Genomic DNA, 21,232 nt, shown 5'->3' on the forward strand with positions numbered 1-21,232 from the left:
ATCGAAACATGCCCGTTGCCAATGCGATGGTGATCGCATGAGGCTGCATAATCGGAGGGTCTCATGCCGCCACCTCGTCGTAGCGCGTCGCGATCCGCGCCGCCTTCAGGGCATGCGCCCACCAGGCCAGACGCGACATCAGCATGGCGAGCTGGCCGTTCAAAAGGCCGGGGCGGAACGGATTTCCGGCGGGGTCGAACTGCGTCCAGGCATGGGCGAGGCTCACCGTTTCACGGATCGTCACCGCATGCAGTTCCGCAAAGACCAGCCGCAGCTGTTCGACGGCACGCAGGCCGCCCGAGATGCCGCCATAGGATATGAAGGCGACGGGCTTGGCATGCCAGGGGCGGAAGCAGCTGTCGACGATCGCCTTCAGCGCCGCCGGATAGGCGTGGTTGTATTCGGGCGTGACGATGAGGAAGGCATCCGCCTGCGAAATGCAGCTTTCCACCAGCGCCGCCGACGCTTCGTCGAGACCGCCGGGCGTGAAGACCAGCTCCGCAGCGTCGATGCGCACGATATCGTATTGCGAAAAGCCGGCGAGCTCCGGTTCCAGCCACCCCGCGACCGTATCGGCGAAACGCCCCTCGCGGCCGCTGCCATAGATGAGGGCGATGGTCAGTCGTGTCGTCATGTGTTTTGCGCTCCGTTTGAAAACTGGGAGCGCGTGGTATAAAACCTCAACCAAACTTGAGGTCAACACCATGACGGAAAAATGTCCCAACGGCGCGATGTCCCGGGAACTCAGCGTCGGCGAGGTCGCCGAACGCAGCGGGGTGGCGGTTTCCACCCTGCATTTCTATGAGGAGAAGGGGCTGATCCGCAGCCAGCGCAACCGCGGCAACCAGCGGCGCTACCCGCGCGGCATCCTGCGGCGCGTCGCGGTGATCAAGGTGGCGCAACGCACCGGCATACCGCTCGCCGAAATCGCCGAAGCCTTGGCCGTGCTGCCGCACGACCGGCCATTGACTGTGAAGGACTGGAGCGCGCTCTCCAGGACGTGGCGCCGCACGCTCGATGAGCGTATCGAGCGGCTGACGCGGCTGCGCGACCAGCTCGACGGCTGCATCGGCTGCGGATGTCTGTCCATGCAGGAATGCCCGCTGCGCAACCCGCTGGATACGCTCCGCGCGGAAGGCCCGGGCCCGAGACTGCTCGAACCCGATGCAGTTTAGCCGAGGTCAGTCCAGGCGGGTGACCAGCAGCTTGTCGACGCGGCGGCCGTCCATGTCGACCACCTCGAAGCGCCAGCCCTGGGTTTCGGTGACCTCACCGGTCTTCGGCAGCTTCTGCAGCGATTCGATGACCAGGCCGGCGGCCGTCTGGTAACTGCGGCGGGCCGGCAGCGACAGGCCGAGCCGGTCGGCCATCTCGTCGATCGGCATGGCGCCGGAAATGAGCCAAGAACCGTCGTCGCGCTGGACCGCGTATTCGTCGTCCCCCTCCTCGATATCGGAGCGGAACACGCCGGCGATCGCCTCCAGCACGTCGGCGGGCGTAATGACGCCTTCGAAGTGGCCATACTCGTCGTGGATGAGCAGGATCGGCACTTCCGAATTGCGCAGCGTTTCCAGAACGCGCATCGCATCCATCGTATCCGGCACGATCGGCGCGGGGCGCACGAAGGAGCGGATGTCGAGCGGCTGGCCGCTCAGCAGGGCGGAAAGCAGTTCGCGCTTCTGCACGACGCCGACGATGGTTTCGGGCCCGCCATCGGCGACCGGCAGGCGCGAATGCTGGCTTTCGACAAGCTGCTGGTGGATTTCCTCGATGGTGTCGCCGAGGTCGACCCAGTCGACATCGTTGCGCGGCGTCATGAGGCCACGCGCCTCGCGGTCCGAAAAGCGCATGACGCCGGCGATCATCAGCTTTTCGCCGCCTTCAATGACGCCGGCGGCTTCCGCCTCGGCCACGATGGTCTTGATTTCCTCGTCCGTCACGACCGTCTCGGACGCCGCGTGCTGGCCCATGAGGCGGAAGATCAGCCGCGTGGAGGCATCGAGCGCCCAGACGGCCGGCGCGCCGATCTTCGACAGAAGCGACATGGAGGGCGCGACCATCGAGGCGAAGCGCTCGGGATTGCGCAACGCGATCTGCTTGGGCACCAGCTCACCGACGACGACGGACAGATAGGTGATGATGAAGATGACGATACCGAAGCCGAGCGGGTCGGCCAGCCAGTCCGGCACGCCCTCGGCGGCGAGGATGTCGCGCAGGCGGCCACCGAGCGCGGCACCCGAGAACGCACCGGCGAGAATGCCGATGAGCGTGATGCCGATCTGGACGGTGGAAAGGAACTTGCCGGGGTCTTCCGCCAGGCGCAGCGCCGTGGCTGCACCGCGCACGCCCTGCGCCGCCATGGTTTTCAGGCGGGGCTTGCGGGCGGAAACGATGGAAAGTTCGGAAAGGGCAAAAACCCCGTTGAAGAGGATAAGGAAGACAGCAATCGCGAGTTCGAACAAGGACTATGAGCCGTGCTTGAGAACCGCAACGGCGCCTTTCTGTTGATGACGATAGCGGTAAAATAGGGGGGCCGCGGTCCGCCGTCAATCGAGCTTGCACATATGGCGCTCCATCACGCCCTGCAGCAGCGCCTCAATCGGCGCTCGGCAGCCGGCGCATGGTGAACTCGATACGGTCGCCGTCCAGGGCCCGCCAGCTTTCCACCTCTGTCCAGTAGGCGGCCTTCGGCCACTGGTCGAACCATTCCCGGGCCTTCTCCCGGGCGTCCTGGCGCTCCATGCAGAAGGTCTCGCGCACGAAATGCCCTCCGCTCACGCCTTTCGCGAGCCTGCTGCGCTCGATGTGGCGGCGGAGCCCGTCGAGGGGCGGCGGTCCTGGAACACGCGCCATGCAGGTTTCCTCCTGGCAGCACATTCTATACGCTCAATATAGGCCGGCTGCGCCCGTTTTGCGAGTCCCGCCGTCCCCAGCGGAAATGCCCCGCTTTGTTGCCAAACGGTGCAAAGTTAAGGAGTGTGACCGAAATGCGATTCGGCGGCGCGGCCGTCAGCGGGAAACATCATGGAACGACCAGACCTGCCGAAAGGCCTGCCCGACGACATCGAGGACAAGAAGGCCGCCGCACGCGCGTGGTTCGAGCATCTGCGCGACGCGATCTGCGCGAGCTTCGAAGCCATCGAGGACGACCTGGAAGGCCCGCTCTCCGACATGCAGCCCGGCCGTTTCGTGGGCAAGGACTGGCTTCGCGAGGGTGGCGAAGGCGGCGGCGGCCGCATGTCGATGATGGAAGGCCGCGTTTTCGAGAAGGTCGGCGTCCACACATCCACCGTCTATGGAGAATTCTCCCCCGAGTTCCGGGGGCAGATTCCCGGAGCGAATGAGGACCCCGGCTTCTGGGCCTCGGGCATTTCGCTGATCGCCCATCCGGTCAACCCCAATGTCCCCGCCGTTCACATGAATACGCGCATGGTCGTCACCACCAGCCGCTGGTTCGGCGGCGGCGCGGACCTGACCCCGGTGCTCGATCGTCGCCGGGTGATGAGCGACCCTGATACCGCGCTGTTCCACAAGGCGATGGAGATCACTTGCAACCGCCATGCGGTGGCCGATCACGCGAAATTCAAGGAATGGTGCGACGAGTACTTCTTCCTGAAGCACCGCAACGAGCCGCGCGGCACCGGCGGCATTTTCTTTGACTGGCTGCATTCGCCGGAAGAGCTCGGCGGCTGGGACGCGGATTTCGCCTTCACGCAGGATGTCGGCCGCGCCTTTGCCATGGTCTATCCCCGTATCGTACGCTCCAATTTCAACAAGGGCTGGACGGAAGAGGATCGCGACGAACAGCTCGTGCGCCGCGGCCGCTATGTCGAGTTCAACCTGCTCTACGACCGCGGCACGCTCTTCGGCCTGAAGACCGGTGGCAATGTCGATTCCATCCTGTCGTCGCTCCCGCCCGTGGTGCGCTGGCCCTGACGTCTCACCATTCGTCTGCACACGATCTTCACCGCTAGCGGTGTTGTGATCGGGACTTGATCCTTTTGCATGGTACACTACCTCCATTGACGTACTCGTGGAGGAGACAGTCATGAGCAATTCCGCAAAGACCGGATTGCAGCCGGGCAACGGCCCGCGGTCCGTCGACTTTATCAATCAGTTCGCCGAAACCATGCGCGCCGAAAGCGGCGTGGATCTTCCGCACGACTATTTCGTCGCGGAAGCCCGGATGCGCCTGTCCGGTGGCATCCACCATCTGTCCGGCGAGGCCGCCAGACCGGCCAAACCGGAGACCTCGGCCTGCTTCGACGCCTGGGCGAAGGCCGGCCACAACGGCTGATTTCGAAGCCTCGGGCGGAACCCTGCCCCGCTTCTGCGGATTTGGTCTTCGGGGCCTTGTCTGCTAAACTGCCCCCGTTGAAACGACAGGAGATAGTCATGAGACTTTTTGAATGCGGTTCACTTGTCCCGGGATGCGAATGGCACACACGCGCCAGCGACGACGCCGAAGTCGTGCGCCGCGCCGTCGAGCACATGCGCACAGCCCACGGCGAAACCACGATCCGTGAAAACATGGTGGAAAACATCAAGCAGCGCATCGTCGACGAAAATACCGCCGACGCCGCCTGACGGCGGAAGCGGAATGACGGGAGGGTCAGCCCTCCCCGGCGAGCGCCTTCAGCCGGGCAAGCAGCCTTGCCCGGTCATCATGGAAATTCCCGCCCACCCATTCATCTTCGATGCGCGCGAGCATCGTACCGACGTCCGGTCCGGCCGGCACACCGGCGGCAAGCACGTCCGCCCCCGTGAGCGGGAAAGCGGGCTTCTGCCATTTTTCCGCCCGCGCCAACAGCCGCTGGCAAAGTCCGGCGAAGGCAAGCGCATCCGCGTCGCCAAGCCCGCGCGCGCGGGCCGAAGCGAGCGCGAGCCTCAACCGCATCGAAAGTCCCTTCGGGCCATTGCGGTAGAGCAGCCGGTCGAAGGCGGTCTCCGCCAGTTTCGGCGCGATTTCGGGCGCGGCCGCCCAACCATCGAGAACCGCGGCCTCCGCCTTGGAGAGACGCAGCCGCTCGGCAAGAGCCTTTAGCCGTTCGCGATCCGGCGGCACGATGGCCGCCAGCCTGAGCAGCGCATCCGGCTGCCAGCCGAACGCCTTCTCGGCCTCGATCAGCCCGGGGATTGCGTCGATGCCCCATTTCTCCGTCTCGGGCAGGATTTCGCTCAGCACGCCGGCCTGCCGCATCCACAAGAGCGCGCGGCCCGGATCGGGCGCGCCCAGCAGCTTCTTCGTCTCGGCCCAGACCCGCTCGGCCGACAGCCGCCCGAGCTTGTCCTTTGCCCGCGCGCAGGCCTTCAGCCCCTCGGCATCCGGCCGGCCGCTGCCGTAGAGCGCGAAGAAGCGGAAGAAGCGCAGGATGCGCAGATGATCCTCGGCGATGCGCTTTGCTGCGTCGCCGATGAAGCGCACGGTGCGGCTTTCGATATCCGGCAGGCCGTTCACGAGGTCGATCACCGTGCCGTCCTGCGTCGCATAAAGCGCGTTGATGGTCAGGTCGCGCCGCCCTGCATCGGTCTGCCAGTCGGTGCCGAACATGACTTCGGCGTGGCGTCCGTCTGTCGCCACGTCACGGCGCAGGGTCGTCACCTCGAAGGGCTTGCCGCCGATGACGAGCGTGACCGTGCCGTGCTCGATGCCGGTCGGCACCGCCTTGATATCCGCCGCCTTCGCCCGTTCCACGACGTCCTGCGGCGGCAGGGTGGTGGCGATGTCGATATCGGCGACCGGCAGGCCCATCAGGCTGTTGCGCACCGCGCCGCCCGCCACGCGTGCCTCGCCGCCGTCGCTGTTCAGCAGCGACAGCACCCGCACGAGCGCCGGATCGGAAAACCACGCCTCGCCCGCAACCGAACTCATGCATAAAGCCTTTCATAGATCACCCGCACGATGCCGGCGGTGATGCCCCAGATGTTATGCCCCTCATAGGGCATGCGATAATAATGGCGCTCGCTGCCGAGCCAGACGCCGCTGCCCTGCTCGTGATTGCGCGGATCCATCAGGAAGGACAGCGGCACATCGAAGACCTTGTCGACTTCCGACGGGTTGGGAATGAGCTCGAAACCCGGCTGCACCACCGCCAGCACCGGCGTGATGGAAAAGCCCGACAGCGCCTTGTACTGCGGCAGGCGGCCGACCGGCTCCACGAAACGGCGGTCGAGGCTGATTTCCTCCTCCGCCTCGCGCAGGGCGGCGGCTTCCACATCCGCGTCCTCGTCATCCACGGCCCCGCCCGGAAAGGCGATCTGGCCGGAATGCTTGCGCAGGGTCGCCGTGCGCTGGGTGAAGATCACCCGCGCCTCCTCGCCGTCGTCGACGACGGGTATAAGCACCGCCGCGTCACGCAGCTTCATGCCTTCCAGATGGGGAATGACGGCGGGATTGAGCAGGCTGTCGCCATGCTCGCGCCAAGTCTCGTCGCCGATGGTGAGCATCTGCTCGCCCGCGCGGCGGCGGAACTCGGCGGCACTGTACGGCGCAGAACTCATCGTGAAAGCGCATCCAGCTCGGCGGCCGGCATGACGGGAAAGACCATGCCGCCCGAGCGCACGGCAAACATGTCGACACCGTCGATGGCGATGGTTTCGCCGAGCGCCACCAGATCGTACATCACGGCGCGCGAGACGAGCGCCTCCAGCCGGCCGCGCACGAGCAGATAGGGTTTCAACTCGCTGTTTTCGCCTTCGATCACGAAACGCAGCGGATGCTCCGGCCCGGCCTCGACCACGTCGCCGACATTGGTGCGGAAGGTCAGCGTCTGCGCATCGCCCTTCCCGCTCGCATTCATTTCCACCGCCAGGAAGGGCGCATCGACGACGCGGATGCCGACCTTCTCGACAGGCGTCACCAGATAGGTCCGGCCATCCTCGTCCTTGCGCAGGACGGTGGAGAAAAGGCGCACCAGCGGCGCGCGGCCGATCGGCGTGCCCAGATAGAACCACGTGCCGTCGGCGCGGATTTCCATGTCGATATCGCCGCAGAACGGCGGATTCCAGCGTTCGACCGGCGGCAGGCCGCGTCCGCCCGTCTCCGCGCCGGCGCGCGCAATCAGGGCGGCCAGTCCCGCTGCATCCGTGCTTTCGCGAATTTCACCCGTTGCCATTGTTCCGTCCCGGTTCACCCCTATCTCGACAAGAGACCGTTCTTCCCGCGAGGAAAGGGTGGATACACTCACGAGATAGTCATTTCGTGGCCGCTTGTCAGCCACGGCTACGCTAATAAGGTCTTTATGTAGGACGCGGACGCGGCAGGACCACGATTCGCGGATATCCTTTACCGGCACTGGAGATGAGCATGGGCGTTCAGAATTCCCACGAGGCAGGCCTGGACGAAAAGGCGGTGATTGCGGCGGCGGAACGGGCGCTTTCGGATATCGCCGTCATCCGCACGGAAGTCTCAAAGGTGATCTTCGGCCAGGAAAGCGTGGTCGAGCAGACCATGCTTGCCGTGCTCTCCGGCGGCCACGCGCTGCTCGTCGGCGTACCGGGCCTTGCCAAGACGAAGCTGGTGGTCACGCTCGGCACCGTGCTCGGGCTGGCTTCCAGCCGCATCCAGTTCACGCCAGACCTCATGCCGTCGGATATCCTCGGCTCGGAGGTGATGGACCAGGACGAGAACGGCAAGCGCTCCTTCCGCTTCGTGCCCGGGCCGATCTTCACCCAGCTCCTGATGGCCGACGAGATCAACCGCGCCTCGCCGCGCACCCAGTCGGCCCTGCTCCAGGCCATGCAGGAATACCATGTGACCGTGGCCGGCGCCCGCAACGACCTTCCAAAGCCCTTCCACGTTCTGGCGACCCAGAACCCGCTGGAGCAGGAAGGCACCTACCCCCTGCCCGAGGCGCAGCTGGACCGCTTCCTGCTGCAGGTCGATGTCGATTATCCCGAGCTTGCCGCCGAACGGCAGATCCTGCTGGAGACGACCGGTGTCAGCGAGACGCGGGCCGAGGCCGCCATCTCGGCCGAGCGGCTGGTGGAAATCCAGACCCTCATCCGCCAGATGCCGGTCAGCGAAAAGGTGCTCGATGCGATCCTCTCGCTCGTGCGCTCCGCCCGCCCCGGCAACGGCATCGCCTCGACGGACAAGCATGTCGCCTGGGGCCCGGGCCCGCGTGCCGGCCAGGCGATGATGCTGTGCGCCCGCGCCCGCGCGCTCTATGAAGGCCGCCTCGCGCCTTCGGTCGACGACGTGCTGGCGCTTGCCGAACCCGTGCTCCAACACCGCATGGCGCTCACCTTCGCCGCCCGTGCCGAAGGCATGTCGGTTCGGGATGTTATTGCCGATCTCGTCCGGCAGGCGGGCGGCTGAGCGGAGAAAGCGCATGGCCTCCGTCGGGCAGATCGTCGAGCCAACACCGACCCGCGACGTGCTTTCGCGCGCGCAGGCGCGTGCCGCCCTCATTCCCGATTGCATGGTGGAGGCCCAGCGCCTCGCCAACACTGTGATCGCCGGCTGGCACGGCCGCCGCAAGCGCGGCATCGGCGAGAATTTCTGGCAGTTCCGGCCCTATGTCGACGGCGAAAGCCTGTCGCGCATCGACTGGCGGCGCTCGGCCCGTGACGACCATACCTATGTGCGCGACCGTGAATGGGAGGCCGCCCACACCGTCTGGGTCTGGACCGACCTTTCCCCCTCCATGATGTACAAATCGACCTTCGGCACCGTATCGAAGGAGAGCCGCGCGCTCGTCATCATGCTGGCGCTGGCCGAAATCCTCGCGCGCTCCGGCGAGCGCATCGGCTGCCCCGGAATCATGGAACCGATCGCCGCGCGCAACGCCGCCGAGCGCCTTGCCACCGCCCTCATGCACAACCCCGCCACCGGCGGCCTGCCGGACACCGGCATGATCCGCGGCAACAGCGATGTGGTGCTGATCGGCGATTTCCTCGATCCGGTCGAAAATGTCATGGCGCGCCTCGGCCCGCTTGCCCGCCGCGGCCTCAAGGGCCACGTCATCGAGGTGGCGGACCCGGCGGAAGAGACCTTCCCCTATACGGGCCGCACCGAATTCACCGATCCCGAAAGCGGCCAGAAGATCACCGCCGGCCGCGCCGAGACGCTGAAGGACGACTATGCCCGCGCCTATGTCGCGCGCCGTCAGACGCTGGCCGAAAGCCTGCGCCATCTCGGCTGGAGCTTCGTGCCGCACCGGACCGATCGTCTCGCCTCCGAAGCGCTGGTCGCCGTGCACATGTATCTCTCCGGCATGCCGGCGATGCGGGCGGAGGGCGGCCGATGAGCGCCTTCGCTTTCGCCTTTCCCGCCGTGCTGACCACGCTCGTGCTGCTGCCCGTCATCTGGTGGCTGCTGCGCCTCACGCCGCCCAAGCCGCAAGCCGAGGTCTTTCCGCCCTTCGCCATCCTCGCCTCGATCCTGAAGCGCGAGGAGACGCCGGCGCAGAGCCCCTGGTGGCTCACGCTGCTGCGCATGCTGATGGCGGCCGCGGTCATTTTCGCCATCGCCGATCCTGTCTTCAACCCGCGCACCAACACGCTCGCATCGAGCGGCCCGCTCGCGCTCGTCGTCGACAACACCTGGGCCTCGGCCACCGACTGGCAAAACCGTGTCGACACCGCCGCCACGCTGATCGACGATGCCGAAAGCCGCAACGTGCCGATCGCGCTGGTGCTGACTGCCGACCGCCAGCATGATGCGGTGCCGGTCGATGCCGCGACCGCGCGCACGCGCCTTGCCGCCGCCGAACCGCGCCCGTTGCCCGCCGACCGCACCGCCGCCATCGCCTCGCTGCGCACCGCGCTCGATGGCGCAGCACCCGGCACGCTCGCCTTCATCAGCGACGGCATGGCCGGCGGCGAGACGGACGAAACCGTCACCGCCCTGCAAGGCCTCTCGCCCGCCGATTTCCGCCTGATCGAGGGCGACGGCGCAGCCGCCGTCGCCATCACCTCGGCGGTGAACGGCGCAGGTGCGCTGACCGTCACCCTGACCCGCCTCGATGGCGGGCCGGCGCGCAGCCTGCCGCTGACGGCATTCGATTCGCGCAGCCGCCCCATCGCCACCGGCACCGCGAACTTCGCTGCGGGCGCGACGACGACGACCGGGACCATCACGGCCCCCTTCGAACTGCGCAACGACTTTGCCCGCATCAGCATCGACGGCCTCGCCAATGCCGGCGGCGCCTACCTGCTCGATGACGGCTTCCGCCGTCGGCGCGTCGCCTTCCTGTCCGGCGAGGTGGTGGACGCGAGCCAGCCGCTGCTGTCGCCGCTGCACTACATCAACCGGGCGCTTGCGCCCTATGCCGATCTCATCGAGCCTGATGTGGCGGACCTTTCCGTCGCCATTCCCCAGATTCTCGAGCAGAACCCCTCCGTCCTGATCATGGCCGATATCGGCCGCCTTCCCGAAGACGTGCAAGGCGAGGTCCAGCGCTGGATCGAGGCCGGCGGCATGCTCATCCGCTTCGCCGGCCCGCGCCTTGCAGCCGCTCCGGGCGACGATCCGCTCGTGCCCGTCGTGCTGCGCAAGGGCGAACGCGCGCTCGGCGGCGCGCTGTCCTGGTCCGAGCCGCAGCCGCTGTCGGCCTATCCGGCAAACAGCCCGTTCTTCGGCATGCGCGCGCCGCAGGACATCCTGATCAAGCGGCAGGTGCTTGCCGAGCCGACGCCCGACCTTGCCGAACGCACCTGGGCGAGCCTTGCCGACGGCACGCCGCTGGTCACGACGGGCCCGCTCGGCTCCGGCCGCATCGTGCTTTTCCATATCAGTGCGGAAACCGGCTGGTCGAACCTGCCGCTGTCGGGTGATTTCGTGGAGATGCTCCGCCGCACCGTGCAGCTGTCGCGTGGCGGCGGCGTTTCGGCCGAAGGCGGCCAGGCGGCGGCGGGCCTTCCCCCCTACCGACTGATGACGGCGAGCGGCACGCTTGCCGCCGCAACCGGCGAGGCCAAGCCGCTCGCGGCCGGCGATGGGTCGAAGGTCGTCGCGAGCTTCGACAATCCCCCCGGCCTCTACGGCTCGGAGGATGGCTATGTCGCGCACAACCTCTTCCCGCCGGAATACGCCATCCGCCCGCTTGTCCTGCCCGAAGGCGCAAGCATCCTGCGCGAGCCGCTTGCCGGCAAGGAGACCTGGTCGCTGAAACCCTATCTCTTCACGCTCGCGGCCCTGCTGCTGATCCTCGATTGCGCCATCGTGCTCCTGATGGGCGGCGCCTTTGCCGCTGCCGCCCGCCGCGTGCCACGCCGCAGTGCGACGGCCGCCGTGCTGCTCGCCCTCTGCACGGGCGCACTGATGGCAATGCCGCAGCAAGGTCATGCGGCCGACAGCAAACCCGGCGACGAGACCATCCTGTCACGGCTCGACACCACGCATCTCGCCTATGTCGTGACCGGCGAAAGCGAGGTGGACCGCATCTCCGAACGCGGCCTTGCCGGCCTCACGGAGTTCCTGACCTACCGCACGACGCTGGAGCCCGGCGAGCCTGTCGGCATCGACATCGAGAAGGACGAGCTGGCGCTCTACCCGATCATCTACTGGCCGGTCAGCGCCACCGCACCCATGCCGTCCAACGCCGCGATCAGCCGCATCGACGCCTATATGCGCAACGGCGGCACGGTGCTGTTCGACACGCGCGACCAGTTCGTGACGCTCGACGGCAATGCGACGAGCCCCAATACGGAGCGCCTGCAGGCGATCCTCGCCAATCTCGACATTCCGCCGCTGGAACCCGTGCCGGCGGACCACGTGCTAACCAAATCCTTCTATCTGCTGGCGAATTTCCCGGGCCGCTATGCCGGAAGCCCGCTGTGGATCGAAGCGGAGCTCGACCGCGCGGAAGACCCAGCGCGGCCGGCGCGCGCGGGCGACGGCGTTTCGCCGATCATGATCACCGGCAACGATTTCGCCGGCGCCTGGGCCATCGACACCAACGGCATGGCGCTGCTGCCGACGGTGCCACCGGATGAGATGCAGCGCGAACACGCCTTCCGCTCCGGCGTCAACATCATGATGTATATGCTGACCGGCAACTACAAGGCGGACCAGGTGCACGTGCCCGCCCTCCTCGAACGGCTGGGGCAGTGACATGACGCTCCAATTCTCCCCCTTCCTGCCCTGGATCGCGATCGCCATCATCGGCCTCGTCGGGCTTGCGCTTGCCGCCCTCGGTTTCTGGCGCGGCCTGCGCGGCTCCGTCATCCGGGCGCTGGCGCTCGCGCTTCTGGTTCTGGCGCTTGCCAATCCCGTCTTCCTTCAGGAGGACCGCGAGGCGCTGTCCACCATCGTCCCCGTCATCGTCGACCGCAGCCAGAGCCAGGACAACGAGACCCGCACCGCCCAGACCGATGCGGCGCTGGAGGGCCTGAAGGAGCGCTTCGCCCGCTATCCGCGCATCGAGCCGCGCATCGTCGAAGCCCGCGACGACGGCACCTCGGACACGCCCTCGACGCGCCTGTTCGACGCGCTCAACGCCGCCATTGCCGACGTGCCGCGTTCGCGGGTGGGCGGCGCGATCATGATCACCGACGGGCAGGTGCACGACATTCCAGACGCCGACGCCTTCACCGGCTTCGACGCGCCGCTGCATGCGCTCGTGACGGGGCGTCCCGACGAATTCGACCGCCGGATCGAGGTGGTCAGCGCGCCCCGCTTCGGCATCGTCGGCGAAAAGCAGGAACTGAAGTTCCGCGTGGTGGACGACGGTGCCGGTCCCGGCGGCACGGCGCGCGTCACCGTGCGCCTCAACGGCAACGAGATCGCGTCGGAAAATGCCACGCCCGGCACCGAACAGCCGCTCGAATTCACAGTGCCGCGCGGCGGCAACAACATCCTCGAATTCGAGGTGGCGCCGGTCGAAGGCGAGATCACGACGGCCAACAACCGCGCCGTCCACGTCATCGAGGGCATCCGCGAGAACCTGCGCGTGCTCCTGGTGTCAGGCGAGCCGCATGCCGGCGAACGCGCCTGGCGCAATCTGTTGAAGTCGGACACCGCCATCGACCTCGTGCACTTCACCATCCTGCGACCGCCGGAAAAGCAGGACGGCACGCCGATCAACGAACTCTCGCTCATCGCCTTCCCGACGCGTGAACTGTTCGTGGACAAGATCAACGAGTTCGACCTCATCATCTTCGACCGCTATCAGCACCGCGGCGTGCTGCCGATCCTCTACTATGACAACATCGCGCAATATGTGGAAAACGGCGGGGCGCTGCTGATTGCCGCCGGTCCCGAACATGCGGGCAGCGATTCCATCGCCTTGACGCCGCTCTCGGTCGTGCTGCCCGCCGCCCCGACCGGCGCAATGAACGATACGCCGTTCTATCCGCGGCTGTCCGACCAGGGCAGGAAACATCCCGTGACGCGCGGCCTGGAAGGCGCCAACGACGAGCCGCCGCACTGGGGCCGGTGGTTCCGCACCGTGGACGTCCAGCGCCCCGACGGCAACGTCGTGATGGAAGCCAATGACGGCAAGCCGCTGCTCGTGCTCAACCGCGCCGGCAAGGGCCGCGTCGCCATGCTGCTCTCCGACCAGGGCTGGCTGTGGGCACGCGGCTTCGAAGGCGGCGGCCCGCATGTCTCGCTCTACCGGCGCACCGCGCACTGGCTGATGCAGGAGCCGGCGCTGGAGGAGGAGGCGCTGACGGCGCGCACCTTCGGCCGCACCTTGCAGATCAACCGCCAGACCATAGGCGATGCGCCCGGCGAGGCCACGCTCAAGCTGCCATCCGGGGCAACACAGCAGGTCGCGCTGACGGAGGCCGAACCCGGCCTCTACCGCGCCGAGGTCCAGACCACGGAAACCGGCCTCTACGAGATCACCAACGGCGATCTCAACGCCCTCGTCCATGTCGGCGCGGTCGATGCGCCCGAGTTCAAGGCGACGATCTCCACCACGCAGACGCTGAAGCCGCTTGCTGATGCCACCAAGGGCACCGTGCGCCGGCTGGTGGACGCCGAGGGCGACGCGGTTTCGCTGCCGCCCCTGCTGCCGGTCTCCGGGCAGGTCCGCACCGTCGATGAAGGCCGCCTGTCGTTGCGCATGACGGACGAGACCGTGCTGAAGGGCATCAATTCCCTGCCGCTGTTCGCCGGCTTTGCCGGCGCCGGGCTGTTGCTGCTCGCCTTCTCCGCCATGTGGTATCGCGAAGGCCGCTAGCGCGAATAGCGCTGGCGGGCCACGCCGGCCTGGGCTAGACTGGCCGCACGGCCGGAGGCGGCCGGCAGACCCGCGCCTTTCCCCAAGGTATGGCGAACGCCTCCACAAGAACCTTTTCTCCACCGTTCATCGTTGGGCGAAGGCGTCGGCAATGCGGGCACTGACGGGGACTTCGCCGGAAGATGAGGAACGGACATGCGCGATTTTCGCGATGCCAAGGCCATGGCGAAAGCCATGCGGGACATGCTGGCCGCCCGCAAGATCGAGATCACCCACAGTGAAGCGCTTGAGATCGTCGCCCGCCAGTTTGGCGCGGACACCTGGAACATCCTGTCGGCCAGGATCGAGGCAAAGCCCGCCGAGCGCGCCATCGCCTTCGAGCAGGCGGTGCCGATCGTGCGCATCTTCGATGTTGCGAAGGCGCATGAATTCTATCTCGGTTTCCTGGGTTTCTCCGTCGACTGGGAGCATCGCTATGGTGAGAACTTCCCGCTCTACACGCAGGTCTCGCGCGGCGGCCTCAGGCTGCACCTCTCCGAACATGCGGGCGACGCCACGCCCGGCGGCAACATGGTCGTCTACATGAAGGGCATCCGCGCCTTCCAGAAGGAGCTTATCGACAAGGATTATCGCTACATGAAGCCCGGGCTGGAGGATGAAGGCTCGCGGTTGGAGGTAACGGTGACGGATCCGTTCCAGAACCGCATCCGCTTCATGGAAGTGAAGGATTGAGGCGTCGAGAGGCCCCCTCATCCGCCTGCCGGCACCTTCTCCCGGTCGGGGAGAAGGGAGGATCGCGAACGTCTCGTTTTTCCTTCTCCCCTGCGGGGAGAAGGTGGCCCGAAGGGTCGGATGAGGGGGTTAGCGCCCTCGTCACCCCCGCCAGGCGATCACACCCTTCAGCCGCTCGTGCGTATCGGCCGCAAACGGCATGACCAGCACCCGTGCCGGGTCGACCGGTCCCGGAAACGACAGCGCATTCCACGCGACCTTCTCGAAGCCGAGCGGGCCGTAATAGGGCGGGTCGCCGACCAGGATGACGGCTTCGGAGCCCTTCCGCCGGGCGGAGGCGCAGGCGATGCGCAGCAGTTCGCGGCCGATACCCTGGTTCTTGTGCGAGGGCCGCACGGCGAGCGGACCGAGCAGATGGCCCTTCACACCGCCGGCCAGAACCGGTGTCATGCGCACCGAGGCGATCGTTTCGCCGTCATCCGTGCAGACGAAGGAGAGCGAAAGGTCGTGCGGGCCCTGCTCGCGGATGCGCGCGGCAGCGCGCACATGCCGGCCGGGGCCGAAGGCTTCTTCATTGATGAGTTCGATGGCGGCGTCGTGGGAGACATCTTCCGTCAGGTAGACGAGATCGTGCTTGAGCATATTCATGGCGATGGGAAACCGGATACGGAGCTTGGGGATGCAGGTTATGGCGCCGCCGCCGAAGGGGGGCGCAGCAGGAGCATCAGCGTCGTCGTGGGTTTCCCGTATGGAACATGCGTTCGTCTTCCTCGCCGGCTTGAGTGCCGGTGCTGGACTGCGCCGATAGCAGAAAATTTGCTTCCGTCAAAGGGCAAAACGCACTGTTCACGAAATTGCGCCTATCCAGTGCGGCCCCATGCGCTATCTATGGCCGCAAGTTCACGGCCACCGGGCCGATCAGAAGGAGAAGATCATGGGCATGCTGGTTGACGGCGTCTGGCACGACGTCTGGTACGACACGAAGGCCACCAAGGGTCATTTCAAGCGCTCCGTTTCGCAGTTCCGCAACTGGATCACGCCGGATGGCGCGCCGGGCCCGAGCGGCGAAGGCGGCTTCGCGGCCGAGGCCGACCGCTATCATCTCTATGTCTCCTATGCCTGCCCGTGGGCGCACCGCACGCTGATCTTCCGCACGCTGAAGAAGCTGGAAGACCTCATCACCGTGTCCGTCGTCGATCCGCTGATGCTGTCGAAGGGCTGGGAATTCAAGGGCGAGAACGGCGGCACACTCGATCCCCTGTTCGGCGCCTCCGCGCTTTACGAGGTCTATCTCAAGGCCGATCCGCACTATTCCGGCCGCGTCACCGTCCCGGTCCTGTGGGACAAGAAACAGAACCGCATGGTCTCAAACGAATCCGCCGAGATCATCCGCATGTTCAACTCCGCCTTCGACCACCTGACCGGCTCGACCGACGATTTCTACCCTGAAATCCTGCGCGCCGAAATCGACGCGCTGAACGACCGAATCTACGACACCGTCAACAACGGCGTCTACAAGGCCGGCTTCGCCACCACCCAGGACGCCTATGAGGGCAGCGTCACCACGCTGTTCGAAACGCTCGACAGCCTGGAGGACCGGCTCCAAAAGAACCGCTACCTGACGGGCGGCCGCGTCACCGAGGCAGACTGGCGGCTCTTCACGACGCTGGTGCGCTTCGATCCGGTCTATGTCGGCCACTTCAAGTGCAACATCCGCCGGATCGCGGACTATCCCAATCTCTACGGCTACCTGCGCGAGCTCTATCAGGTGCCGGGCGTCGCGGCGACCGTCAACATGCGCCACATCAAGGAGCACTATTACCGCTCCCACACCATGATCAACCCGACGGGCATCGTCCCGGTCGGACCGGCCATCGACCTGAGCGCGCCGCATGGAAGGGAAAAGCTGAAGGCCGCCTGACCTACCAGATATCCGCAAACGGCGCCCGGCCGGCGATTTCCTCCAGCCGCCGGCGGGTGGCCACGGTGGTGGCGGCCGGCAGCGCGTCAAGGGAAAAGAACCCCGCCTCTACGATCTCCCGGTCCTTGAGCCGCGGGCCGGTCTGGGTCACGCCGTCGCAGCGATAGAACAGCACATGGTCGCGCTTGCTGGTCCGCCGGTTGAAATAGACATGAAGCAGGCGCGGCGCGGCGCCGATTTCGAGGTTTCCCTCCTCGCGCATCTCCTTGGCCAGCGCCTGAATCGCGGTCTCGCCGCGTTCGATCCCGCCGCCGGGCAAATGCCAGCCGGGTACGTAGCTGTGGCGCACAAGGAAGACGCGGCCATCGGCATCGAAACAGGCCGCACGCACGCCCATCGTCATGCCGCGCGACCATGCGAAATAGCGGTGCAGCACCCATGTCAGGAGCCGCGCCTGAAGGCTTCGCGTCGGAAAATCGGGCAGCGTGTCCTGTTCCATTCCGGCACTTCGCAGCAACGCCGTCCGCAAATCAAGCCTGCGTGATCGCCCAGGCCGGAATATCCACGCCTTGCGTTTCCCTTAACGACCTTATGCTCTAAGGAAGGGTATGTTCAGACTTGCCCATATCTCGGATGTCCATCTCGGGCCGTTGCCCGCCCTCACCTTCGTGGAACTGTTTTCCAAGCGCATCACGGGCTTCGTCAACTGGCATCGCAATCGCCGCCGGCATCTCTTCACCAATACGCTCGACCTCGTGCTCGACGATATCGAGCGGCAGGCGCCCGATTACCTGGCGATCACCGGCGACCTCGTGAACCTCGCCTCGCGGCTGGAGATCGCGGCCGTGCGCCACTGGCTCGCCGAGGCCGGTCAGCCGGAAAACGTCTCGGTCGTGCCGGGCAATCACGACGCCTATGTGCGCGGCGCCTACGAGAAATCGACGCGCGCCTGGTATCCCTACATGCGCGGCGACGCCGCCCCGGTGGAATGGCAGGAGGACATGCACGTCTTCCCCTATCTGCGCGTGCGCGGGCCGGTCGCCATCATCGGCTGCTCGACGGCGGTCGCGACGCCGCCCTTTTCGGCCTCCGGCTACTTCGGCAGGCGGCAGGCGCGCGAGACCGTCAACATGCTGCGCGCGGCGGGCGAAGCCGGACTGTTCCGTGTCGTGCTCATCCACCACCCGCCCATCCGCGGCGCCACCGCCTTCCACAAGCGCATGATCGGCATCCGTCGCTTCGCCGCGACCATCACCAGCGGCGGGGCCGAGCTCGTGCTGCACGGCCATACCCATCTCGACACCGTGCACTGGCTGCCCGGCCAGACGAAGCCCGTGCCGGTCGTCGGCATCGCCTCCGCCTCGCAGGGGCCGGGCGGGCACAAACCGCCGGCGGGCTACAATCTGTTTTCGATCTCCGGTTCGCCGGGCGATTGGAACATCCTGCGCGAGCGCTACGCCCTGACGCCGGACGCCCAAAGTCTGGCACTTGCGGAAATGACAAAATTCTAGAATCGTCCGAATAGATCACACCATTGAACCGTCATGATTTCTTGGACAGCCCCGCCGGATGCAACGACATCGGACGGGCCCGCTTCCCTGACGGCCAGCGCCCGGCAGTCGACACGTTCGGAGGGAACCATGACCATTCACCGCCATAAACTGCTGCTCTCACTCTGCGCCGCCGTCTCGCTTGCGGCCTTCTCGCCGGCGCGGGCCGCAGAGTCCGATACGACTACGCCCCCTGTCGCCACCGAGACCACGACGACCTGCACCGACGGCAAGATCTGGAGCGACGAGAAGAAGGAATGCATTGCGCCGGAAGACTTGAAGCCCGTGGAGAAAAAGCCGACGGAAGAGGAACAGAAAAAGAGCGAGCGGCTCATCGACGACAAGCTCTACGAAGCCGCGCGCGAATTCGCCTATGCCGGCCAGCATGAAAATGCGCTTCGCGCGCTGCGCGCCGCCTATGACCAGGAGGATCCGCGCATCCTCAACTATATGGGCTACAACACCCGCAAGCTCGGCAACATCGAGCTCGGCATGACCTACTACAAGCGTGCGCTCCAGAAGGACGAGAACTACATTCTCGCCCGCTCCTATATGGGCCAGGCGCTGCTCGAGCAGGGCGATGTCGAGGGTGCCCGCGTGCAGCTCGTCGAGATTCGCGACCGCGGCGGCGAAAACACCTGGGCCTATCGCGCGCTCCTGCAATCGCTTGGCGGCGAACGCACCACCTACTGACATCGGCCATGCGTGCCCCGGGACGCTGAAGACGCCGGAAACCGACAAACAATCCAGACGGGAACGCAGGAAACTGCTCATCCGGGTGCCGTTCATGCTTGCAGACCAGTGGAAGAATGTTTCATATCAGGCATTCGCCGTCATCGCGGCGGCGAATAGAGCCTTGATCCCAAACGTTTCCCTGGAAAAGCAATGCGTCCGACGGCTGAATCGAATGAGTTCCGGCGAGAACTGGTCAATTTGCTGCCGAAGCTGCGTCGTTTCGCCATGACACTGACGCGCAACGGCAGCGATGCAGACGATCTCGTGCAGGAGGCGTGCGAAAGAGCGATCACGCGGTGCCATCTCTGGAACGGTGAAGGCCGGCTCGAAAGCTGGGTTTATGCAATGACGCGCAATCTCTGGGTGGACGAAATCCGCAAGCGAAAGGTCCGCACAGGGTCCGGCACGGTAGACGTGGCCGAGCAGGATAGCCTGCATATCGAGGCATCGGCCGACAAGGCGGTCTATGCCAAGCAGTTGCACAAATTGATCATGACGATGCCTGAAGGCCTGTCCAGCGTCTTCCTTCTGGTGAATGTCGAAGGCCACAGCTACCGCGAGGCGGCCGATATTCTCGGCATACCGATCGGCACCGTGATGAGCCGGCTTTCGGCGGCGCGCATCAGGCTGTCGGCCATGATCTCCGAGCAGACGGAAAGGAGGGCCTGATGGTTGGAAGTACGCAGGGTCTCCCGTTGGAAGTCCGCCTGTCCGCCTATCTCGACGGCCAGTTGCCGCCGGACGAAGTGGCCGAAATCGACGCGATCCTCGCCGAGGATGCTGCCGCACGCGCCGTCTACGAAAAGCTCAAGCTCGGCAGCGAATTCGGCGCCCGCGCCTTCGAGAGGATGCTGCAGGAGCCCATCCCGCTCGATCTGGTGCGCAACATCAAGGAAGCCCGCGGCGGCGATGACGACACATCGTCCTCGCTCGGCTTCGCCGCCATCCCGATTTCGGAAACCCGCGCCCCGCGCCGGAGCGCCTTTTGGCCGCAGGCGCTGGCCGCCTCGCTGGTGATCTTTCTCGCCGGCGGCGCCGTGGGCTACCTGATTTCGGAGCAGAAGCAGACCTCGTTCCAGTCCGCCGCAAACGAGTTCACGCCCGCCCGCACCTGGCTGGACGATATCGCCGATTATCACCGCATCTATGCGCGGCAGGCGCGTCATCTCGTGGAAGTGCCGGCAAGCGAGAAGGACCATATCGCGGAGTGGCTCGCGGCCAGCACCGGCGTGGCCTTCACCGTGCCGGACCTGACGGCGCAGAAGCTGACCTTCGAGGGTGCACGCCTGCTGGTCGCCAACGGCAAGCCGACGGCGCAACTGCTCTACCGGGACGCCGAAAACGAGATCTTCGCGATCTGTTTCCTGAAGAGCGACCCGGTCGAGGGGACCACCGCGATGGTGGAAAGCATGCGCAACGATGTCGGGCTCATCTCCTGGCAGAAGGGCGATGCCTCCTTCGTGGTCGTCGGCCCGTCCGCCGACCCGGATCTGGAGCGTATCGCCGAGGCTGTCTCCACGACGATCTGAGTTTTTTCGGTCTGCCGAATCGTCCGACGCGGGACTAATCCCGCGCCGGATGGGGAGGCTCCGGCCTCAGCCGCGCCGTGCCGCCTCGATCGCCGCCACGTCGATCTTCTTCATCGTCATCATCGCGCTGAAAGCACGCTTGGCTTCCTCACCGCCGACAGCAAGCGCTTCGGTCAGCACACGCGGCGTGATCTGCCAGGAAATGCCCCAGCGGTCCTTGCACCAGCCGCATTCGCTCTCCTGTCCGCCATTGCCGACGATGGCGTTCCAGTAACGGTCGGTCTCCTCCTGGTCCTCCGTGGAGATCTGGAAGGAGAAGGCCTCGTTGTGCTTGAAGATCGGGCCGCCGTTGAGGCCGATGCATTCAACACCCGCCACGGTGAAGGCGACCACGATCACCTCCCCCTCCTTGCCGCTGGGATAGTCGCCCGGCGCACGCGTGACCGCGCCGACAGAGCTATCGGGAAAGGTTTGCGCGTAGAAGCGTGCCGCCGCCTCGGCATCCTTGTCGTACCAGATGCAGATGGTGTTCTTCGCCATGACATGATCCTCTCTTCAGTGGTCTGGTTGATCGATATCTGGAAGACGAACGACGTTCGGCCAGACCGACATGCTCAAAACAAAAAACCCGGC

At 65.8% G+C, this 21,232-nt stretch carries 23 protein-coding genes and 1 pseudogene; 14 read left to right on the forward strand and 10 right to left on the reverse strand.

Annotated features, from left to right (window positions below):
* Nucleotides 1-61: 61 nt before the first annotated feature.
* Nucleotides 62-634, reverse strand: a complete 573-nt coding sequence (locus K6301_RS10265; RefSeq protein WP_247216642.1) for an NADPH-dependent FMN reductase — start codon at nucleotides 632-634, stop codon at nucleotides 62-64.
* A 70-nt stretch (nucleotides 635-704) separates the two neighbouring features.
* Between K6301_RS10265 and soxR the strand changes: the two genes are divergently transcribed.
* On the forward strand, nucleotides 705-1,175 hold the full coding sequence (soxR, locus tag K6301_RS10270) for a redox-sensitive transcriptional activator SoxR (RefSeq protein ID WP_247216644.1): 471 nt from the start codon (nucleotides 705-707) through the stop codon (nucleotides 1,173-1,175).
* A 6-nt stretch (nucleotides 1,176-1,181) separates the two neighbouring features.
* Here soxR and K6301_RS10275 read toward each other — a convergent pair whose 3' ends face one another.
* Nucleotides 1,182-2,462 (reverse strand): hemolysin family protein, encoded by a 1,281-nt coding sequence (locus K6301_RS10275; RefSeq protein ID WP_247216646.1) that lies wholly within the window; start codon nucleotides 2,460-2,462, stop codon nucleotides 1,182-1,184.
* A gap of 133 nt (nucleotides 2,463-2,595) precedes the next feature.
* Nucleotides 2,596-2,853, reverse strand: a complete 258-nt coding sequence (locus K6301_RS10280) for a hypothetical protein (protein ID WP_247216648.1) — start codon at nucleotides 2,851-2,853, stop codon at nucleotides 2,596-2,598.
* 171 nt (nucleotides 2,854-3,024) lie between these two features.
* Here K6301_RS10280 and hemF point away from each other — a divergent pair, with 171 nt between their 5' ends.
* The 3 genes from hemF to K6301_RS10295 all read left to right on the forward strand — a co-directional run bounded on the left by hemF (nucleotide 3,025) and on the right by K6301_RS10295 (nucleotide 4,587).
* Nucleotides 3,025-3,936, forward strand: coding sequence for an oxygen-dependent coproporphyrinogen oxidase (hemF, locus tag K6301_RS10285; RefSeq protein ID WP_247216649.1), 912 nt, complete (start codon nucleotides 3,025-3,027; stop codon nucleotides 3,934-3,936).
* 112 nt (nucleotides 3,937-4,048) lie between these two features.
* Nucleotides 4,049-4,297 (forward strand): hypothetical protein, encoded by a 249-nt coding sequence (locus K6301_RS10290; RefSeq protein WP_247216651.1) that lies wholly within the window; start codon nucleotides 4,049-4,051, stop codon nucleotides 4,295-4,297.
* A 98-nt stretch (nucleotides 4,298-4,395) separates the two neighbouring features.
* On the forward strand, nucleotides 4,396-4,587 hold the full coding sequence (locus K6301_RS10295) for a DUF1059 domain-containing protein (RefSeq protein WP_134647008.1): 192 nt from the start codon (nucleotides 4,396-4,398) through the stop codon (nucleotides 4,585-4,587).
* A 25-nt stretch (nucleotides 4,588-4,612) separates the two neighbouring features.
* On the opposite strand, the gene K6301_RS10300 is transcribed toward K6301_RS10295, so the two are convergent.
* Genes K6301_RS10300 through K6301_RS10310 form a run of 3 tightly spaced genes read right to left on the reverse strand, consistent with a single transcriptional unit; the run spans nucleotide 4,613 to nucleotide 7,115 of the window.
* Entirely contained in the window at nucleotides 4,613-5,872 is a 1,260-nt protein-coding gene (locus tag K6301_RS10300; RefSeq protein WP_247216652.1) for a CCA tRNA nucleotidyltransferase, read from the reverse strand.
* Nucleotides 5,869-6,501 carry a CoA pyrophosphatase gene (locus K6301_RS10305; protein WP_247216654.1) on the reverse strand — a complete coding sequence of 211 codons (633 nt, stop codon included), beginning with the start codon at nucleotides 6,499-6,501 and terminating at the stop codon, nucleotides 5,869-5,871. Before K6301_RS10305 ends, K6301_RS10300 begins: the two co-directional genes overlap by 4 nt.
* A complete protein-coding gene (locus K6301_RS10310; RefSeq protein WP_247216655.1) occupies nucleotides 6,498-7,115 on the reverse strand; it encodes a DUF1285 domain-containing protein in 618 nt (205 codons plus the stop codon). Before K6301_RS10310 ends, K6301_RS10305 begins: the two co-directional genes overlap by 4 nt.
* 191 nt (nucleotides 7,116-7,306) lie before the next feature.
* Here K6301_RS10310 and K6301_RS10315 point away from each other — a divergent pair, with 191 nt between their 5' ends.
* The 5 genes from K6301_RS10315 to K6301_RS10335 all read left to right on the forward strand — a co-directional run bounded on the left by K6301_RS10315 (nucleotide 7,307) and on the right by K6301_RS10335 (nucleotide 14,864).
* Nucleotides 7,307-8,320, forward strand: a complete 1,014-nt coding sequence (locus K6301_RS10315; RefSeq protein ID WP_247216657.1) for an AAA family ATPase — start codon at nucleotides 7,307-7,309, stop codon at nucleotides 8,318-8,320.
* A 13-nt stretch (nucleotides 8,321-8,333) separates the two neighbouring features.
* Nucleotides 8,334-9,251 (forward strand): DUF58 domain-containing protein, encoded by a 918-nt coding sequence (locus K6301_RS10320; protein WP_247216659.1) that lies wholly within the window; start codon nucleotides 8,334-8,336, stop codon nucleotides 9,249-9,251.
* Nucleotides 9,248-12,058 carry a DUF4159 domain-containing protein gene (locus K6301_RS10325; protein WP_247216661.1) on the forward strand — a complete coding sequence of 937 codons (2,811 nt, stop codon included), beginning with the start codon at nucleotides 9,248-9,250 and terminating at the stop codon, nucleotides 12,056-12,058. The genes K6301_RS10320 and K6301_RS10325 overlap by 4 nt, the downstream gene beginning before the upstream one ends.
* Nucleotide 12,059: 1 nt before the next feature.
* Nucleotides 12,060-14,132, forward strand: coding sequence for a hypothetical protein (locus K6301_RS10330; protein WP_247216663.1), 2,073 nt, complete (start codon nucleotides 12,060-12,062; stop codon nucleotides 14,130-14,132).
* Between the two features lie 195 nt (nucleotides 14,133-14,327).
* Entirely contained in the window at nucleotides 14,328-14,864 is a 537-nt protein-coding gene (locus tag K6301_RS10335; RefSeq protein ID WP_247216664.1) for a glyoxalase superfamily protein, read from the forward strand.
* Between the two features lie 10 nt (nucleotides 14,865-14,874).
* On the opposite strand, the pseudogene K6301_RS25090 reads toward K6301_RS10335, so the two are convergent.
* Together K6301_RS25090 and K6301_RS10340 are read right to left on the reverse strand one after the other, a co-directional pair.
* Nucleotides 14,875-15,018 (reverse strand): annotated as a pseudogene (locus K6301_RS25090) (endonuclease domain-containing protein); the annotation flags it as partial.
* Complete coding sequence (locus tag K6301_RS10340; RefSeq protein ID WP_134647248.1) at nucleotides 15,006-15,506, reverse strand: GNAT family N-acetyltransferase; 501 nt, start codon at nucleotides 15,504-15,506, stop codon at nucleotides 15,006-15,008. The pseudogene K6301_RS25090 and the gene K6301_RS10340, both read right to left, overlap by 13 nt.
* A gap of 292 nt (nucleotides 15,507-15,798) precedes the next feature.
* On the opposite strand from K6301_RS10340, the gene K6301_RS10345 reads away from it, so the two are divergent.
* A complete protein-coding gene (locus tag K6301_RS10345; RefSeq protein ID WP_247216666.1) occupies nucleotides 15,799-16,785 on the forward strand; it encodes a glutathione S-transferase family protein in 987 nt (328 codons plus the stop codon).
* Between the two features lies 1 nt (nucleotide 16,786).
* Here K6301_RS10345 and K6301_RS10350 read toward each other — a convergent pair whose 3' ends face one another.
* Nucleotides 16,787-17,284: an NUDIX domain-containing protein gene (locus tag K6301_RS10350; protein ID WP_247216667.1), complete on the reverse strand. Its 498-nt coding sequence runs from the start codon at nucleotides 17,282-17,284 to the stop codon at nucleotides 16,787-16,789.
* A gap of 109 nt (nucleotides 17,285-17,393) precedes the next feature.
* Between K6301_RS10350 and K6301_RS10355 the strand changes: the two genes are divergently transcribed.
* The 4 genes from K6301_RS10355 (at nucleotide 17,394) to K6301_RS10370 (ending at nucleotide 20,599) form a co-directional block, all read left to right on the forward strand.
* On the forward strand, nucleotides 17,394-18,296 hold the full coding sequence (locus tag K6301_RS10355) for a metallophosphoesterase family protein (RefSeq protein WP_247216668.1): 903 nt from the start codon (nucleotides 17,394-17,396) through the stop codon (nucleotides 18,294-18,296).
* A 129-nt stretch (nucleotides 18,297-18,425) separates the two neighbouring features.
* Nucleotides 18,426-19,028: a tetratricopeptide repeat protein gene (locus K6301_RS10360; protein WP_247216670.1), complete on the forward strand. Its 603-nt coding sequence runs from the start codon at nucleotides 18,426-18,428 to the stop codon at nucleotides 19,026-19,028.
* Nucleotides 19,029-19,220: 192 nt separating this feature from the next.
* Nucleotides 19,221-19,739 (forward strand): RNA polymerase sigma factor, encoded by a 519-nt coding sequence (locus K6301_RS10365; RefSeq protein ID WP_160869739.1) that lies wholly within the window; start codon nucleotides 19,221-19,223, stop codon nucleotides 19,737-19,739.
* Complete coding sequence (locus K6301_RS10370; RefSeq protein WP_247216671.1) at nucleotides 19,739-20,599, forward strand: anti-sigma factor family protein; 861 nt, start codon at nucleotides 19,739-19,741, stop codon at nucleotides 20,597-20,599. Before K6301_RS10365 ends, K6301_RS10370 begins: the two co-directional genes overlap by 1 nt.
* A gap of 66 nt (nucleotides 20,600-20,665) precedes the next feature.
* On the opposite strand, the gene K6301_RS10375 is transcribed toward K6301_RS10370, so the two are convergent.
* Nucleotides 20,666-21,139: a VOC family protein gene (locus K6301_RS10375; protein WP_247216672.1), complete on the reverse strand. Its 474-nt coding sequence runs from the start codon at nucleotides 21,137-21,139 to the stop codon at nucleotides 20,666-20,668.
* Nucleotides 21,140-21,232: the final 93 nt, after the last annotated feature.

The sequence above is a fragment of the Shinella oryzae genome (assembly GCF_023038235.1).
GTDB lineage: Bacteria > Pseudomonadota > Alphaproteobacteria > Rhizobiales > Rhizobiaceae > Shinella > Shinella sumterensis.

Bases quoted from the DNA above. Each gene is read 5' to 3' on its own strand.
- K6301_RS10265 (WP_247216642.1), bottom strand. From the start codon at position 634: ATGACGACACGACTGACCATCGCCCTCATCTATGGCAGCGGCCGCGAG.
- soxR (WP_247216644.1), top strand. From the start codon at position 705: ATGACGGAAAAATGTCCCAACGGCGCGATGTCCCGGGAACTCAGCGTC.
- K6301_RS10280 (WP_247216648.1), bottom strand. From the start codon at position 2,853: ATGGCGCGTGTTCCAGGACCGCCGCCCCTCGACGGGCTCCGCCGCCAC.
- hemF (WP_247216649.1), top strand. From the start codon at position 3,025: ATGGAACGACCAGACCTGCCGAAAGGCCTGCCCGACGACATCGAGGAC.
- K6301_RS10290 (WP_247216651.1), top strand. From the start codon at position 4,049: ATGAGCAATTCCGCAAAGACCGGATTGCAGCCGGGCAACGGCCCGCGG.
- K6301_RS10295 (WP_134647008.1), top strand. From the start codon at position 4,396: ATGAGACTTTTTGAATGCGGTTCACTTGTCCCGGGATGCGAATGGCAC.
- K6301_RS10300 (WP_247216652.1), bottom strand. From the start codon at position 5,872: ATGAGTTCGGTTGCGGGCGAGGCGTGGTTTTCCGATCCGGCGCTCGTG.
- K6301_RS10305 (WP_247216654.1), bottom strand. From the start codon at position 6,501: ATGAGTTCTGCGCCGTACAGTGCCGCCGAGTTCCGCCGCCGCGCGGGC.
- K6301_RS10310 (WP_247216655.1), bottom strand. From the start codon at position 7,115: ATGGCAACGGGTGAAATTCGCGAAAGCACGGATGCAGCGGGACTGGCC.
- K6301_RS10315 (WP_247216657.1), top strand. From the start codon at position 7,307: ATGGGCGTTCAGAATTCCCACGAGGCAGGCCTGGACGAAAAGGCGGTG.
- K6301_RS10320 (WP_247216659.1), top strand. From the start codon at position 8,334: ATGGCCTCCGTCGGGCAGATCGTCGAGCCAACACCGACCCGCGACGTG.
- K6301_RS10325 (WP_247216661.1), top strand. From the start codon at position 9,248: ATGAGCGCCTTCGCTTTCGCCTTTCCCGCCGTGCTGACCACGCTCGTG.
- K6301_RS10330 (WP_247216663.1), top strand. From the start codon at position 12,060: ATGACGCTCCAATTCTCCCCCTTCCTGCCCTGGATCGCGATCGCCATC.
- K6301_RS10335 (WP_247216664.1), top strand. From the start codon at position 14,328: ATGCGCGATTTTCGCGATGCCAAGGCCATGGCGAAAGCCATGCGGGAC.
- K6301_RS10340 (WP_134647248.1), bottom strand. From the start codon at position 15,506: ATGCTCAAGCACGATCTCGTCTACCTGACGGAAGATGTCTCCCACGAC.
- K6301_RS10345 (WP_247216666.1), top strand. From the start codon at position 15,799: ATGGGCATGCTGGTTGACGGCGTCTGGCACGACGTCTGGTACGACACG.
- K6301_RS10350 (WP_247216667.1), bottom strand. From the start codon at position 17,284: ATGGAACAGGACACGCTGCCCGATTTTCCGACGCGAAGCCTTCAGGCG.
- K6301_RS10355 (WP_247216668.1), top strand. From the start codon at position 17,394: ATGTTCAGACTTGCCCATATCTCGGATGTCCATCTCGGGCCGTTGCCC.
- K6301_RS10360 (WP_247216670.1), top strand. From the start codon at position 18,426: ATGACCATTCACCGCCATAAACTGCTGCTCTCACTCTGCGCCGCCGTC.
- K6301_RS10365 (WP_160869739.1), top strand. From the start codon at position 19,221: ATGCGTCCGACGGCTGAATCGAATGAGTTCCGGCGAGAACTGGTCAAT.
- K6301_RS10370 (WP_247216671.1), top strand. From the start codon at position 19,739: ATGGTTGGAAGTACGCAGGGTCTCCCGTTGGAAGTCCGCCTGTCCGCC.
- K6301_RS10375 (WP_247216672.1), bottom strand. From the start codon at position 21,139: ATGGCGAAGAACACCATCTGCATCTGGTACGACAAGGATGCCGAGGCG.